This is a genomic window from Pseudomonas sp. S35 (genome assembly GCF_009866765.1).
GTDB lineage: Bacteria > Pseudomonadota > Gammaproteobacteria > Pseudomonadales > Pseudomonadaceae > Aquipseudomonas.
The window spans coordinates 6,505,732-6,519,793 of the sequence record NZ_CP019431.1; the positions used below are offsets into that span (position 1 = coordinate 6,505,732).

The window sequence follows — 14,062 nt, forward strand, 5'->3', positions numbered from 1 at the left end:
CTTGCTGCACTCCAGCAAACTCTGAAGGGATCCGCGCCATGCTGCACTCGCACCTGACTACCCTCAACGCAGTCTCGCTGGTGCTGGAGACCTTCAAAGAGCACGGCGTACCCAGCCACGTGTTACTGGCCGGCAGCGGTATCTGCGGGGCAGACCTCGACCGCGCCGATACGCGCATCACCACTAACCAGGAGATGCACGTGTGCACCAACGCCGTGGCGTTGCGCCAGGATATCGGCCTGGAACTGGGGCGCCGCATGCATGTGTCGTCCTACGGCATGCTCGGTTATGCGCTACTGACCAGTGCCACCTTCGGTGACGCTTTGCGCCTGGCACTGCGCTACCCGGCGCTGTTGGGAACACTGTTTGAGCTGAGCCTGGAAGACGACGGCCAACGGGTCTGGTTCACCGCCGGCGATTACCGGGAAAACCCGGCACTGACCGCATTCAATGTGGAGTTCTGCCTGGTGTCGCTAAGCGTGATCTGCGACGACCTGCTGGGCCATCGTCTGCCGCTGCTCGGCGCCCGTTTCGAACACTGCGCGCCCCACTACCGGGCGCGTTATGCCGAGCACTTCGCTTGCCCGCTGGCCTTTGAGGCCAGCGCCAATGCTTTCGCCTTTGACCGGGGCTGGCTGGACCAGCCGTTGCCGCTGGCCGACGCCATCACCCACCGTGCCATGGCCGAGCGTTGCCGCAAGCAAAACACCGAGTTCACCGGGCGCCAGGCTTGGCTCGGTCGGGTGCGCCTGTTACTGGCGGCGCAGTTGAACATCCCGCCCGGCATCGATGGCCTGGCCGACCAAATGAACTGCTCGCCGCGCACTTTGCGCCGGCACCTGCACGACCTCGGGTGCAGTTACCAGGAGCTGTTGGACGAACTGCGCTTCGAGCGGGCCAAGCAGTTGCTGGGGGAGGATGAACTGCCGATCTACCGCATTGCCGAACAACTGGGCTTCAGCGAAACCGCGAGTTTCAGGCACGCCTTCGTGCGCTGGAGCGGCGTGGCACCGAGTCAGTTTCGGCTGTGACGCCCTCTGCACACTTTAGGGGCGAATAACGGACACACTCTTTGGCCATATTTATCCCCTTTTGGCCGCTCCTGCCGTTCTCCAAACCGGCGCACACGGCAACACTGCAGGGCACCCCATCAGCCTGCGGAGAACAACAATGCTGACGATCTACTCGGACGATCATCATCTGCACCACGGCCGTTGCGAATTGATGGACGGGCAATTGATGCCCTGCTTCGAGATGCCTTCGCGCGCCGACCATGTGCTGCAACGCGTCAAAGACCGCGAACTGGGCCCGGTACACGCGCCCCAGGATTTCGGCCTGGCACCGCTGCAGCGTATCCACAGCCGCGACTACCTGGACTTCTTCAAAGGTGCCTGGGCACGCTGGACCGAGTTCGGCCAGGACGGTGACCTGCTGCCCTACACCTGGCCGGCCCGCACCCTGCGCCGGATCCTGCCCACCAGCCTGCACGGCCAATTGGGTTATTACAGCTTCGACGGCGGCGCACCGATCACCGCCGGTACCTGGCAAGCGGCCTATAGCGCGGCGCAGGTCGCGCTGACCGCGCAACAGGCGATCCAGCACGGCGCCCGGAGCGCCTTTGCCCTGTGTCGCCCACCGGGGCATCACGCCGCCAGCGACTTGATGGGCGGTTATTGCTACCTCAACAATGCCGCCATCGCCGCCCAGGCCTTTCTCGATCAGGGCCACTCAAAGGTCGCGATCCTCGATGTGGATTACCACCACGGCAACGGCACCCAGTCGATTTTCTACGCGCGCAGCGATGTGCTGTTCACCTCGATCCACGGCCATCCGGAGGCAGAATTCCCATTCTTTCTGGGGTATGCCGACGAGCACGGCGAAGGCGCTGGGGAAGGCTTCAACTTCAATTACCCGCTGCCGGCCGGTTCCGGCTGGGAAGGCTGGAGCGCAGCGCTTGAACAAGCCTGCACGCAGATTGAGCATTATGGCGCCGACATCATCGTCGTCTCCCTGGGGGTGGACACGTTCAAGGACGACCCCATCTCGCAATTCAAGCTCGACAGCCCGGACTACCTGGCGATGGGCGCGCGTATCGCCCGCCTGGGCAAGCCGACGCTGTTTGTGATGGAAGGCGGCTACGCCGTGCAAGAAATTGGCATCAATGCCGTCAACGTTCTCGAAGGTTTTGAGGGGTCAGCCGAATGAACATGCTCCAGTCACTTGTGCTTTGCGCCGCCGTGCTAAGCACCGCCGCCCATGCCGAAGAAAAAACCCTGCGGGTCTATAACTGGTTCGACTACATCACGCCCAAGGCCTTGGAGGATTTCAAGGCGCAGAACCCGGCGATCAAACTGGTCTACGACATCTTTGACACCAACGAAGCCCTGGAGGCCAAGTTGCTGACCGGCAACTCCGGCTATGACGTGGTGGTGCCGTCCAATGTATTCCTGGCCAAGCAGATCGAGGCCGGTGTGTTCCAACCTCTGGACCGCAGCCAACTGCCGAACTGGAACCACCTCGACCCCAAGCTGATGAAGCTGATCGAGGCCAACGACCCTGGCAATAAATTCGCCGTGCCGTACATGTACGGCACCATCCTGATCGGCTACAACCCGGCCAAGGTCAAGGCCGCACTGGGCGACAACGCGCCGGTGGACAGCTGGGACCTGATCTTCAAGCCAGAGAACCTCAGCAAGCTCAAGCAATGCGGCGTCGCCTTGCTCGACTCGCCGTCGGAAATCCTGCCGCTGGCCTTGCAGTATCTGGGCCTGGATCCCAACAGCAATAACCCCAAGGACTATGAAAAAGCCGAAGCCTTGCTGCTGAAAATCCGCCCCTACGTCACCTACTTTCACTCCTCCAAATACATGGCCGATATCGCCAACGGCGACATCTGCGTGGCCGTCGGTTACTCCGGCAGCTTCTCCCAGGCCGCCAACCGCGCCAAGGAAGCCAAGAACGGGGTGACGGTCGATATGCGCCTGCCCAAGGAGGGCGCGCCGATCTGGTTCGACATGCTGGCCATTCCCAAGGGCGCAAAGAACCCGCAGGCCGCCTACACCTTCATCAACTACCTGCTGCAACCCCAGGTGATTGCGCCGATCAGCGATTTTGTCGGTTACCCAAACCCCAACAAAGATGCGACCGAACAGGTTGATCCCGCCATCCGCAACAATCCCAACCTGTACCCGACCGATGCCGCAATGGCCACGCTGTACACCTTGAAACCCTTGGACAGCAAAGCCGAGCGCGCCAGGACCCGTGCCTGGACCAAGATCAAGTCCGGTACCTGATCGAGCATGGCCGGGGCGCACACGTCCCGGCCATGCTGAACTATCTACCGTCTCCCCCACCGTCCCGGAAACTACCGTGCAGCTCTTAACGCCTTACCCCGGCCAAGGAGCTGCACATGCCCAACCACTCATCGCTCGCCAATAACCACCCTCCCAGCACCTACGATCTGCTCACGCAATTGAGCGTTGGCCCATCCATTCGGGAAGTCGCCGCCAACTTGTTGCGCTCGGCGCTCAAGGAACAGTACCCGACACTCACGATCGACCCGGACCTGGCCATGGTCATCACGCCGCATTGGCAGATCGTCGGCGACGACATCCATTCGGCACCTGCGTACGCAGAGTCGTTGACCTCAATCCTCGCCAACCAGGCCTTGTCGCCTGACCCGGTGATCTACATCGACGGCGAGCATTTCCTTACCCTGGAACCCGAGGCTCAGCCTGCCGTGCACCTGCCGGTGAAGATCGACGCCATCGCGCGGCTGATCAATGAGCTGTCGGCCTTGATATTCACGGGTTTCCAGGAGCAGCAACTCGACTATTGGAACGCCTCCAACGGCCTGGGCGGCCCTCGCTGGCAGACGCTCTCCCATTCCCTGCGCAAGGTATGGAACGTCACCGCGCGGGAGGGCTGGGATGAGCACGATTGCGCGATGGCCAGGACGCTGTTCCATTTTCCGGAGCTGGACAAGCGCAAGGCCTTGGATACGTTCCAGACCCACGCTTACCTGGTCGATATCGATGGGCTTGAGCACAACCAGTCTTCGCACGTTGGTCTATCGGACATCGCAGTGTTGATCGGTGTATATGAACAGCAGCAACGGATTCTGACGTACTCGTTGATCGACGGTTATGGCAAGTTCGAGTCGCTGCAAGCATTCGGTGAAGCACTGCCTGACAGGCTCGCGCCCTATCAACCAGACGTGAAGCTGCAGTGGCGACTGTACGAACCTGCCGGCAATGTCTTCGACAGCCTGGCGTGCAACCTGATCACCCTGCAACTGCAAGCCATTGGTTCAATTGGCTCCTCCAGCGTCGAAGCACCGCCTGCAGAACAGGCGGTTATCCGCATCCTGCCGGTGATTGAGGACTTGAGCGATCACTCGCTGTCGAATATCCGCCAGGTTCACGAGCAACTCCCCGGCTGGCTTTCTCATGCCTCGGACCTGGATGTCTCGACCTACAGTCGGTACGTGATCGAGCTGGCGGAACTGCATACCCACAGTCATGGGCAATCATTCCAGGACGGTATCCCCCCGATCCGCGACTACGCCCGTGAACAGCTGCAGAACCAAATCAAAGCCCATGCCAATGGCGCGGGGCTGAACCTGGACAAGGTCGAGATCAGCATCGAGAGCCCCGTGGTCTGGGGCACGTTTGTATTGCCTGGCGCCCGTGATATCACCCGACGCAGCCTGATCGACCTGACCCTTGAGAACCTCACCGGGCTGCCTACGGGCACGCCTACCGTGCACTACAACGGCGGCCTGGCGCCCCAGTGGCTGACCTATGACTACCTCAAGGACCTGATCGAAACCCTCGACATCGGCGAGCACTACCCGGCGCTTATCAAGCGCACCTTGCTCGATGACCCCACTCAGTCCAGGAACCGCCAAGCCCTCTATGCCTCGCATTTGCGGGTGCAACTGCCCTTACTGGCCCTGCAGTGGAAAATTCAGCACCTGCATGGGATGGATGATCGCGGCTACCGCTATGTCGCCGCTGCCGTTCAACCACACGCACACGAGCGGCAGGTTGACGGGCAAGAGATTGTCATTCGCCGCCTGACGTTTATCCCCACCTTGCGCCCCAGCCAGGAACAAGACGTGGTGGCCAATATGTTTGTCATCGGCCCCCGCGACCACACCCAAGGCCCGTGCCTGCTGTATCGCCCGCTGCTGGACCCGATGCTGGTTCAGTACCCATCACGGCAAAACCTGCTCTATGCCATCAAGCATCACCGTACGTTGCGCGACTCAGTGCTGGCCTGGCTGCCCGAAGAGACTCGCTTCAACTACGAGCAGTACGTCTTCCCCGCCGCACTGCCCTCGCCGTGGACCGTCGTGCGCGGGTTGGTGGAGCCACAGGTGGTGCTGCAAATGAGTGGCCCCATCGCGCTGACCGATGAAGTGGTGGGCAACGACACGCTGGCGACACTGTTCAAAGACAACACCGATGCAATGATTGAACTGGCCACTCGCCAGTCGGTATCCAACACACAGAAACGCTGGGCCAGTTACCGGCGAGGTGGCTGGCTGATATTCAACGCAGCCTTGCCTTTCATGGGCCGTACGGCAGGGATCGCGGCCTGGATCTGGCAAATCATGGACGATCTCCAAGAGTCCGTTCAAACCGAGCCAGGGCCTGATGGGCAGGTGCACTGGACAGCCCAGGTCGACCTGCTGCTCAACCTGAGCATGGCCTTGGTACTGCATGTCGCCTTGCGGCACCCGCCGCAAAACAAGCCCGCCAAGCGGCTGGCACCCGAACCTGAAGCCATCCCGGCAAAGGAAACTGAAATAGCCGCACCACCGGTGCACAGAATGCTCGTGACGCAGCAACCCAACATTCTCGAGACCGAACTCTCTGCCCGCCATTACGGGCCTCTGCACAGCAGCGGCGCACTCAATCGCACCCCCGCAAGCCTTGGGGCCACCCTGGACCGCTTCACAATCGACAAGCCCGAGGGATTGAAGGCGCCGATCAAAGAAGCCGGTGTTCGCCTGCATCTCTATACCGTGGCCGACAAATGGTATGCACCGGTGGGTGCACGCTGGTTCGAGGTGACGCTGGATGAGAACGACAACGTCGTGATCGTCGACCCAAACCGTCCCTCCCATACAGGCCCGTTACTGGTAAGCAACCTGGTCGGCCAATGGTTTGTCGACACACGACTGCGCCTGCGGGGTGCCGGGTTCAGGAATCGCCGAAAATCCGCCCAAAGCAAGGCGCCCTCTCGGATCACCGATCTGCGAGAGAAACTCAAGCAATTCGACGCCGATGAAAGGCGTGGGCAAACCGAAGTCGCCCAGGCGCACGCGGCGATAGACCCGGTGCCAGGGCCGTCCTCGGATCGACAGCGCCAAGCCTTTCTCGACAAGGTAGACAACCGCCTGGCGGAATACGAGGTGCCCATCCGCCAGTTGCGGTCGCTGAACATCATTGATTCGGTGCCCAATTACCAAAGCGGCATGATCGATTACTTGAACAAACAGCTGCTGCTGACACGTTCTGCGATCTCGGAACGCCTGCCAATGTTTCGCGACAAGTTGCTGGTGTCTGTGGAAGACATCGAGTCCGCCAGCAGCCTAGGCATAAAACAGCGCGCCGACATCGCCCAGACGCTGGCCAAACTGAACACGGATATGATCAAGCGCATGGAGTACGCACAATCGCGTTATCGCGAACTGGCAAGCCTGGGTATTGAGGGCGCGAAAGTCATCCAGACCACCATGAGCGCCTTGCCCGACTTCAAGCTTCACGACCTCAAGGCGCTGCAACTCACCCTCAGCCGCTACATGTGCATTGGCGAAGGCAGCGGGGAAGCCTTTACCGATGCCCGCGAACAACTCAGTGACATCGTCGATATCGCCGACCTCAACGTGCAAACGTGGATCGCGACACTGGTCGAGACCAGCGTCGGCGAGCTGCCCGAACGCATCGACGTGTTGAACAGCCTGGTCGAGCAATTCGCGATTGTCGACCAACGCCTGCTGGACCTGCACGCCGAATACCCGGAACAGGTGCAGCGAGAACCCCTGGAAGGCCTTCGCCAGCACATCGATGAGTTCAACCGGCAGGCGGTTCAGGAACTGGCGCTGTTGATCAGGGAAAGAAAGGCCCTGGAGCCCAAGCCCGGCCCCTCAAAGGCCCCTCCAACGCCCAAACGCAAAGTCATCAAGACGCGCTTCAACGGCGTGGTGGTGGGCGAACCGCGTGCGGCCGAAAGCGGCCTGGTGGACGTCAAGGCACCGGTGACGGGCAAGATCATCGCGACCTTCCACGAAAAAACCCCAGGGGTCTGGGTCGAACGAGAGCGCGCGGCCTCAAGCCCGCGAAGGCCACAGGCGGTCGACCTGGGCGTGAGCATCAACGCCGGGCAAGACCTGCTGGATGAAGAACCGGCCGCCACGCTGCGCGCCTTGGGCCACTCGAAGAAAGCCGGACGCATTCCGGTGGAAATCGAAGAAATGTTTCATCAGTTCGCCGCGCGGCTGGAACGCGCAGCGAGCCACATCGAAGAAGCGCTGACCCGTCTGAACCTCACCGAAAGCGACCGCCCGCCCGCCGCTGCCCTCAATCGCAAACTCAACGACACAGCAGCGCGGCTGTACGAACTGGGGACCACCACACGCGTCGACATGACCAAACAGCAACCTCCCACCGCCGCGCGGGTGGAATGGCTGCACAGTCAAGGGTTGGTAAAAATCGCCAAGGTGGTTAGCCGCCGACGCCTCAAAGGCCCCGGCAAAAACTACCTGGATGAATACGAGGTGCGTGATCACCGCACGCACGCGGTGCTTTGGTATGCCCACTTCCACTACGAGTCACCCAACGCGGCGCCTGAGCACTACACCGCCGGCCACCTCAAGACCCGCGCCCAGCAAAAACTCGGCGGCGCCATCCAGCGCACAGGCTTGAGCGACAGCGACCAGATCGCGATTTATCGCAGCGAGATCAGCCAGCCATTGGCGCGCGCCCTGTTCTTCCAGAACTGAGCGTCAACCGCCCTGCCAGGCCCTGCGCAACGTTGCCAGGGCCTCGGCGATAGCCGCTTGCGGCACAGCGGCAAACCCCAACACCAAGCCAGCACGCTGATCCATCGGTGTGGTGGATTGCGCCAACCAGTAACTGCTCAGGCCATTGACCTCCACACCCACGGCTAGGGCCTGTTGGAGCAGTTGCTGCTCACGCGCCAGGCTGTCCACCCGCACCGTCATGTGCAGGCCCGCCGCGACGCTGGGCAACTCGCCGACCCCGGCCAAGCCACTCGGCCATCCAGCCAGCACCGCATCGCGCCGGCTCAACGCCGCCCGCCGCATGCGGCGGATATGCCGCTGGAAGTGCCCGGCGGCCATGAACTCAGCCATCACTGCCTGGGTGCTGACTTCCGAATGACGCATATCCACGGCGCGACGTCGGGAGAACGCACCCACCAGGCCTGGCGGCAATACCAGATAACCCAGGCGCAAGGCCGGGAACGCCACTTTGCCGAAAGTACCGACGTAAAGCACCCGCCCACTTCGGTCCAGCGCGGCCAGGGGCGCCAGCGGAGCGCCGCTGTAGCGGTACTCACCATCGTAGTCGTCCTCGATGATCCAGCCGCCAGTGCGCTCGGCCCAGGCCAACAGCTCCAGGCGCCTTGCCAGGCTCATCACCACCCCCAACGGGTATTGATGGGAGGGCGTGACATACGCCAGGCGGCATGCACCCAGCGCACTCAGGGCCTGACAGTCGATGCCGTCGTGGTCCACCGGCACACCGTGCAATTGCCCACCGGCCAAGGCGAACGCGTGGCCTGCAGCACGATAGCCCGGGTTCTCAATCGCCACGCCATCACCGGGCTCCACCAGCAGCTGTGCACAAAGGCTGATTGCCTGTTGAGCGCCACTGGTGATCACTATTTGCTCAGCCGTGCAGTGCATCCCCCGCGAACTGCGCAGGTAAGCCGCAATGAGCCCGCGCAGGCGGGCATCACCTGCTGGGTCGCCGTAGCACAACTGTTCCAAGTTCGGTTTACGCCAAAAAGCACCATTGAGCTTGGCCCACACCTCAAACGGGAACAGATCGAACGCCGGCACCCCCACGCGAAATGCCTTGGGCGGCCCTGGCGGTGGTGGAGGTAAATGGTTGTTTTCCAGTCGGCTCAAGGCCGACCTGTGGATAACTTCTCCCGGCGAATCCACCGGCAAATCCGACCAATTTGTGGATAAGGCTGGGGATAAGCCTGTTGAAAACCCTGTGGATAGTTTTGTGGATAGTTTTTTTGGGGTAGGCAATTGGGCTACGTAGGTGCCGTCACCGACGCGGCCTTCGATAAAACCTTCGGCGTAGAGTTGATCGTAGGCCCGCACCACGCTGTTACGGGAGATCAACAAGGCAGCCGCCAGGTCGCGAGTGGCGGGCAAACGCGTGCCACTGACCAAACGCCCATCCAATACGCGCTGGCGCAGCGCCTGATAAAGCTGCCGCGCAAGGCCCTGGCGTCGATCCAACTCGATACCCGCTGGGTTGAAGGACAACGGAGGTTCGATGGCGGGCATTAAATTGGACCTATGAAATGAGCAGAAGATGGCTCTTACAACGAACCATTAGCCTGCCTAGGATGCAGGCATTCGCCAAGGAAAATATTCATGTACACACCCCGCGCCTTTGCCCTCGACGACTTGCCCGAACTCCAGCAACTGATCCAGCACACACGCCTGGCGCAGTTGGTGACCTTTGGCGAGCAAGGCCTGCAGGCCAGCCACTTGCCGCTGCTGCTCAACCCCGACGAAGGCCCCAACGGCACGCTCTACGGGCACCTGGCCAAGGCCAATCCGCAGTGGCGCGACCTGGAGAACGGCAGCGACGCCCTGGTGATTTTTGCGGGTGCCGAGGCCTATATCAGCCCGGCGTTTTACCCGGCCAAGGCCGAGCACGGCAAAGTGGTGCCGACCTGGAACTACATGGCGGTCCACGCGTACGGCAAGGCCGAAGTGTTCACCGACGCCGAGCGCCTGCTCGCGTTGGTCAGCGCCCTCACCGAGCGCCACGAAGCCGGTCGCGCCCAACCCTGGGCGGTCAGCGACGCGCCAGCCGACTACATTGACGGCATGCTCAAGGCCATCGTCGGCTTCGCCCTGCCGATCGAGCGCGTGATCGGCAAGCGCAAACTCAGCCAGAACCGCAGCGCGGCAGATATCGCCGGCGTGCGCGAAGGCCTGGCCGCCAGCCACGACGTGCGTGACCAGACCCTCGCACGCTTTATTCCCCAAGGAGTTCCAGAATGAGCCCAATCGACATCCGCCTCGTCACCGCCGCCGACCACGCCGCCTGGCTGCCGCTGTGGCAGGCGTATTTGACGTTCTACAACACCGAACTGCCGGATGCGGTGAGCCAAAGTACCTGGCAACGCCTGATCGATGCCAACGAGCCGACCCACTCGGCGCTGGCCTGGCAGGACGGCAAGGCGGTGGGTATGGTCAACTTCATCTATCACCGCTCCAACTGGAGCATCGAGAATTCGTGTTACCTGCAAGACCTGCTGGTGGACCCCGCTCAACGCAGTACCGGGGTTGGCCGCACACTGATCGAGTTCGTGTACACCACCGCCAAGGCGGACGGCTGCTGCAAGGTCCACTGGTTGACCCACGAGACCAACGCCACGGCGATCCAGCTGTACGAACGCATCGCCGAACGCCCTGGTTTCATCCAATTTCGCAAAGGCCTTTAAGGAGCGCAGCATGTCCATTTCCCCCGCCGACTGGAAAGGCGTCCCGCCACCCAGCACCCACCTGCTGGAAGGGCGCTTCATCCGCCTGGAAAAACTCGACCCGGCGCGCCACGCCGATCAACTGTGGCACGCCCTCGAAGGCCCCGGCGCCGACCCCAAGCTGTGGGACTACTTGCCCTATGGCCCGTTTGCCGAGCGCGCCGCGTTCGATACCTGGCTGAACAACCACGCCGCCCATAGCGACCCGTACTTCTTCAGCGTGATCGACCGCGCCAGCGGCGAGGTGCAAGGCATCCTCAGCCTGATGTCCATCGTCCCGGCCCAGGGCCGCATCGAAATCGGCCACGTCACCTTCGGCGCGCCGATGCAACGCTCGCCGAAAAGCACCGAAGCCGTTTACCTGCTGGCCAAGTACGCATTCGACCAGGGCTACCGCCGCCTGGAATGGAAGTGCAACAACGGCAACGCCCGCTCCAAATACGCGGCCGAACGGTTGGGCTTCAGTTTTGAGGGCGTGTTCCGCCAGCACATGGTGGTCAAGGGGCAGAACCGCGACACCGCGTGGTATTCGATGCTGGATGGGGAGTGGCCAGCAGTGGGCGCGGGGTTTGAGGCGTGGTTGTCGCCACCCAACCAAACCGCCTCGGGTCAGTTGAAAGGCCTGGCGGAGTGCCGCCAGGCTTAAGCCTTACTTCAGCTTCTGGGCCAGCACCGCAATGTGCTCCGGCCCGATTCCGCAGCAACCGCCCAGGTGGCTGGCACCGCGCTTGTGCCAGTCCGCCGCCCACTGCAGGTAGCCCGGTGGGTCGAGGTCGTCGCGCAACGGGTCCAGGCCATCGTTGGCCGTGGCTTCCTTGGGCTGCGGCGGGAAGGCGTTGGCGTACGCACCGATCTGGATCGCCACGCCCAGGCGCTCGAAGGTCTGGCGCGCTGCGTCGATGGCTGCACCGATCACTTCCGGCTGGCTGCAATTGAACAGCAGTACCTGCACACCCAACTGCGCCGCCGCTTCGGCGGCGTCTGCCACCGGCTCGCCGGAACGCAGGCGCGGGACGTCGTCGGTGTCTTCGTCCTTCAAGGTAAATGACAGCCAGAACGGCTTGCCATCCTGCGGCAGGCCGGCCTTGATCGCCTGCGCTTCGACGATCGAACTCTGGGTTTCCGCCAGCCACAGGTCGACATGGGGCGCCAGGCCCTGCACCAGAGGCGTCAGCAGTTCGGTCACCCGACCGGCCTCGAACAGATCGGGGCGATACGAGCCAAACAACGGCGGCAGCGACCCGGCCACCCGCACGGGTTTGCCGGATGCATCCACTGCACGGCGCGCCAACTCACCCGCCAACGCCGCCAGGGCTTGGCCTTCAGCCGCAAACCGCGCTTCACCGATATGAAACGGCACCACCGCGTAGCTGTTGCTGGTGATCACGTTCGCGCCGCTGTCGATGTAAGCGGCGTGTACCGCCTCCACCGCCTGCGGTGCTTCGCTCAAGGCCAACGCCGACCACTCCGGCTGACGGAACGGCGCGCCACGGCGTTGCAGTTCGCGGCCCATGCCACCATCGAGGATTACAGTTTTTTCGCCCATATGCTTTTTACTCATAAGCTTATGAAAATAACTCACTATGAGAGTCGTTCTTATAACTATTTAATACGTTCAATTCCGTACATAACAACTCTTTTTTCTAAAGGTGTCCTTCGTGAAACTTAAACCCCTGGTGGCCCTGGGCCTGATGACACTGGCTGCCTCGACCCAAGCCTTCGGCGGGGCCACGCTGGAGCGGATAGAACAGAAAAAAGAGCTGGTGGGCGTGCTGATGGAAAGCTACCCGCCGTTCTCGTTCCTCAATGACCAGAACCAGCTCGATGGCTTCGACGTCGATGTAGCCAAGGCCGTGGCGCAGAAACTGGGCGTGAAGCTGCGCCTGGAGACGCCGTCCTGGGACGTGATCGCCGCCGGCCGCTGGAGCGGGCGCTACGACATCTGCATCTGCTCGATGACCCCGAGCAAGGCCCGCGCCGAAGTGTTTGATTTCCCGGTGGAGTACTACGCCTCCCCGGCCGTGATCGTGGTCAATGCCAAGGATGACCGCATCCACGCCGCCAAGGACCTGAGCGGCAAGAAAGTCGGCCTCACCAGCGCCTCCAGCTATGAAAGCTACCTGAACAAGAACCTGGTGATCGAAGGCGCCGAAGACACACAGTTGCAGTACCCGTTCGAGGACGTGCAGATCGCCCCGTACGACACCGACAATATCGCCTTCCAGGATCTGGGCCTGGGCGCCGGCGTGCGCCTGGATGCAATCCTCACCAACCTGGTCACCGCCCAACCGCGCCTGACCCAGGACAAGCGTTTCAAGCTGGCTGGCGAACCGCTGTACTCGGAACCCAACTCGGTGGCCATCGAAAAAGGCGACGCCGCGTGGGACAGCAAAGTGCGTGAGGTGTTTGCCCAGCTTAAACAGGACGGCACCTTGAGCAAGCTGTCGCAAAAATGGATCGGCGCTGATATCAGCCGATGAGCTTTCGCGTACGGCTTTACCTGACCTGGGCGGCGCTGTTCGTGCTGTTTGCGAGCTTCTTCCTGAGCTTTGACCTGAAGTTCTCGATCATCCTCGACAAGCTGCCCAACCTGGTCGGCCTGCACCTGGCGCCCAACGGCTTTTTGCAAGGCGCGGCGCTGACGGTGTTTTTGTGCCTGTGCTCGATGGTGGCCTCGTCGGTGCTGGGCTTTATCACCGCGCTGGGGCGTCTGTCGAAAAGTGCCGTGGCGTTTGGCATCGCCAGCTTCTACGCCTCGTTCTTTCGCGGCACGCCGCTGCTGATCCAGATCCTGCTGATCTACCTGGGCCTGCCGCAACTGGGCCTGGTGCCGGGCGCCATCGTCGCCGGGATCATCGCGTTGTCGCTGAACTATGGCGCCTACCTGAGCGAAATCTTCCGCGCCGGTATCCTCGGCGTACCCCACGGCCAGCGCGAAGCCGCCCTGGCGCTGGGCATGCGCGACAGTGCGATCTTCTGGCACGTCACCCTGCCCCAGGCCATGCGCACCATTGTTCCGCCCGCCACCAACCAGTTCATCTCCATGCTCAAGGATTCGTCCCTGATCTCGGTGATGGGCGTGTGGGAAGTGATGTTCCTGGCGCAATCCTATGGGCGCTCAAGCTACCGCTACATTGAGATGCTCACCACGGCCGCGATTATCTACTGGGTGATGTCCCTCGGGCTGGAACTGATCCAGGCGCGGATGGAACGCCACTATGGCAAAGGGTATGCAAGGCGTGGGTAAAGATCAGTAGCGTCATAGTAATCAGCCCTAGGGTGCAGCGTGCTTAAT

At 61.9% G+C, this 14,062-nt stretch carries 11 protein-coding genes; 9 read left to right on the forward strand and 2 right to left on the reverse strand.

Annotated features, from left to right (window positions below; all coding sequences use genetic code 11):
• Nucleotides 1–38: 38 nt before the first annotated feature.
• From PspS35_RS29530 to PspS35_RS29545, 4 genes are all read left to right on the forward strand, one after another.
• Nucleotides 39–1,031, forward strand: a complete 993-nt coding sequence (locus PspS35_RS29530; protein ID WP_159937883.1) for an AraC family transcriptional regulator — start codon at nt 39–41, stop codon at nt 1,029–1,031.
• A gap of 139 nt (nt 1,032–1,170) precedes the next feature.
• On the forward strand, nt 1,171–2,205 hold the full coding sequence (locus PspS35_RS29535) for a histone deacetylase family protein (protein WP_159937884.1): 1,035 nt from the start codon (nt 1,171–1,173) through the stop codon (nt 2,203–2,205).
• A complete protein-coding gene (locus PspS35_RS29540; RefSeq protein WP_159937885.1) occupies nt 2,202–3,293 on the forward strand; it encodes a polyamine ABC transporter substrate-binding protein in 1,092 nt (363 codons plus the stop codon). Before PspS35_RS29535 ends, PspS35_RS29540 begins: the two co-directional genes overlap by 4 nt.
• A gap of 116 nt (nt 3,294–3,409) precedes the next feature.
• Complete coding sequence (locus PspS35_RS29545; protein WP_159937886.1) at nt 3,410–8,011, forward strand: DUF6543 domain-containing protein; 4,602 nt, start codon at nt 3,410–3,412, stop codon at nt 8,009–8,011.
• 3 nt (nt 8,012–8,014) lie between these two features.
• On the opposite strand, the gene PspS35_RS29550 is transcribed toward PspS35_RS29545, so the two are convergent.
• Nucleotides 8,015–9,556 (reverse strand): PLP-dependent aminotransferase family protein, encoded by a 1,542-nt coding sequence (locus PspS35_RS29550; RefSeq protein WP_159937887.1) that lies wholly within the window; start codon nt 9,554–9,556, stop codon nt 8,015–8,017.
• Nucleotides 9,557–9,646: 90 nt separating this feature from the next.
• On the opposite strand from PspS35_RS29550, the gene PspS35_RS29555 reads away from it, so the two are divergent.
• The 3 genes from PspS35_RS29555 to PspS35_RS29565 are packed head-to-tail and all read left to right on the forward strand — an operon-like array spanning nt 9,647 to nt 11,413.
• Nucleotides 9,647–10,285: an FMN-binding negative transcriptional regulator gene (locus PspS35_RS29555; protein ID WP_159937888.1), complete on the forward strand. Its 639-nt coding sequence runs from the start codon at nt 9,647–9,649 to the stop codon at nt 10,283–10,285.
• Nucleotides 10,282–10,728, forward strand: coding sequence for a GNAT family N-acetyltransferase (locus PspS35_RS29560; protein ID WP_159937889.1), 447 nt, complete (start codon nt 10,282–10,284; stop codon nt 10,726–10,728). Before PspS35_RS29555 ends, PspS35_RS29560 begins: the two co-directional genes overlap by 4 nt.
• Before the next feature lie 10 nt (nt 10,729–10,738).
• Entirely contained in the window at nt 10,739–11,413 is a 675-nt protein-coding gene (locus PspS35_RS29565) for a GNAT family protein (protein WP_159937890.1), read from the forward strand.
• Nucleotides 11,414–11,416: 3 nt separating this feature from the next.
• Here PspS35_RS29565 and PspS35_RS29570 read toward each other — a convergent pair whose 3' ends face one another.
• Entirely contained in the window at nt 11,417–12,313 is an 897-nt protein-coding gene (locus tag PspS35_RS29570) for a homocysteine S-methyltransferase family protein (protein WP_159937891.1), read from the reverse strand.
• A gap of 112 nt (nt 12,314–12,425) precedes the next feature.
• Here PspS35_RS29570 and PspS35_RS29575 point away from each other — a divergent pair, with 112 nt between their 5' ends.
• A complete protein-coding gene (locus tag PspS35_RS29575) occupies nt 12,426–13,247 on the forward strand; it encodes an ABC transporter substrate-binding protein (protein ID WP_159937892.1) in 822 nt (273 codons plus the stop codon).
• Complete coding sequence (locus PspS35_RS29580) at nt 13,244–14,014, forward strand: amino acid ABC transporter permease (RefSeq protein ID WP_159937893.1); 771 nt, start codon at nt 13,244–13,246, stop codon at nt 14,012–14,014. The genes PspS35_RS29575 and PspS35_RS29580 overlap by 4 nt, the downstream gene beginning before the upstream one ends.
• The last annotated feature ends 48 nt before the right edge of the window (nt 14,015–14,062 follow it).

Bases quoted from the DNA above. Each gene is read 5' to 3' on its own strand.
- PspS35_RS29555 (WP_159937888.1), top strand. From the start codon at position 9,647: ATGTACACACCCCGCGCCTTTGCCCTCGACGACTTGCCCGAACTCCAG.
- PspS35_RS29550 (WP_159937887.1), bottom strand. From the start codon at position 9,556: ATGCCCGCCATCGAACCTCCGTTGTCCTTCAACCCAGCGGGTATCGAG.
- PspS35_RS29540 (WP_159937885.1), top strand. From the start codon at position 2,202: ATGAACATGCTCCAGTCACTTGTGCTTTGCGCCGCCGTGCTAAGCACC.
- PspS35_RS29535 (WP_159937884.1), top strand. From the start codon at position 1,171: ATGCTGACGATCTACTCGGACGATCATCATCTGCACCACGGCCGTTGC.
- PspS35_RS29560 (WP_159937889.1), top strand. From the start codon at position 10,282: ATGAGCCCAATCGACATCCGCCTCGTCACCGCCGCCGACCACGCCGCC.
- PspS35_RS29580 (WP_159937893.1), top strand. From the start codon at position 13,244: ATGAGCTTTCGCGTACGGCTTTACCTGACCTGGGCGGCGCTGTTCGTG.
- PspS35_RS29530 (WP_159937883.1), top strand. From the start codon at position 39: ATGCTGCACTCGCACCTGACTACCCTCAACGCAGTCTCGCTGGTGCTG.
- PspS35_RS29565 (WP_159937890.1), top strand. From the start codon at position 10,739: ATGTCCATTTCCCCCGCCGACTGGAAAGGCGTCCCGCCACCCAGCACC.
- PspS35_RS29545 (WP_159937886.1), top strand. From the start codon at position 3,410: ATGCCCAACCACTCATCGCTCGCCAATAACCACCCTCCCAGCACCTAC.
- PspS35_RS29570 (WP_159937891.1), bottom strand. From the start codon at position 12,313: ATGGGCGAAAAAACTGTAATCCTCGATGGTGGCATGGGCCGCGAACTG.